This is a genomic window from Zoogloea sp. 1C4 (assembly GCF_009469605.1).
In the GTDB taxonomy this organism is placed as follows: domain Bacteria; phylum Pseudomonadota; class Gammaproteobacteria; order Burkholderiales; family Rhodocyclaceae; genus Zoogloea; species Zoogloea oryzae.
In genome coordinates this window covers 1-1,042 of sequence record NZ_SSXU01000132.1, presented here as the reverse complement: position 1 = coordinate 1,042, position 1,042 = coordinate 1, and the positions used below count along the sequence as shown (strand labels likewise).

Annotated in this window: 1 protein-coding gene; it reads left to right on the top strand. The window is 66.1% G+C overall.

Going from position 1 to position 1,042, the window contains the following annotated elements; genetic code table 11:
* Positions 1–1,042 (top strand): IS66 family transposase (locus tag GH681_RS23220; RefSeq protein WP_153163855.1); only part of this gene is annotated, 1,042 nt, incomplete at both ends.

The window sequence follows — 1,042 nt, the reverse complement described above, 5'->3', positions numbered from 1 at the left end:
GCTCGACTACACCCCCGGCACCTTCAGCGTCGAGCGCCATATCCGTGGCAAGTGGGCGTGTGCCCACTGCGAAACCCTGGTGCAGGCACCGGTGCCCGCCCACGTGATCGACAAGGGCATCCCCACCACCGGGCTGCTCGCGCAGGTGCTGGTGGCCAAGTACCAGGATCATCTGCCGCTGTACCGCCAGGAAGGCATCTTCGGCCGGGCGGGCCTCGCGATTCCCCAATCCACGCTCGCGCAGTGGGTCGGCCAGATGGGCGTGCAGCTCCAGCCCCTGGTCGACGCCCTGAAGGACGAGCTCCTCACCTTCCCGGTGCTGCACGCCGACGAGACGCCGGTGGCGATGCTCGACCCCGGCGCCGGCAAGACCCACCGGGCCTATCTGTGGTCCTACAGCATCGGCGCCCACGATCCGGTCCGGGCCGTGATCTACGACTTTGCCGACAGCCGCGCGGGCAAGCACGCCCAGGACTTCCTGGGCAGCTGGCGTGGCACCCTCGTCTGCGACGATTACTCGGGCTACAAGGCCTTGATCGCCAAAGGGGTGACGGAAGCGGGCTGCATGGCCCACACCCGACGCAAGTTCTTCGAGCTTCAGGAACACGGACAGAGCCAGATCGCTGGAGAGGCGCTGGAGCGGATCGCCGCCCTCTACGCTATCGAGCAGGCGGTGCGTGAGCGCGATGCCAAAGATCGCCAGGCTCTGCGCCAAACCCAGGCGCAGCCACTGCTGGACGACTTCAAGGCCTGGCTGCTGGCGTGTCGGGGCAAGATCCCCAACGGGTCATCCAGTGCCAAGGCCATCGACTACACCCTCAAGCGCTGGGCGGCGCTGACCCATTACCTGACCGATGGAAACGTGCCGATCGACAATAACTGGATCGAGAACCAGATCCGGCCGATTGCCATTGGGCGCAATTATGTCCAGTCCGCGATTATGCTGAGTCGCCGGCGGCGGGCCGCCCGATCCGCGGCGCCCCGCCCATACCGGCTGCGCATAATCAAAGAGCCTGCAGGAACTTCAACAGCGCATCGGTCG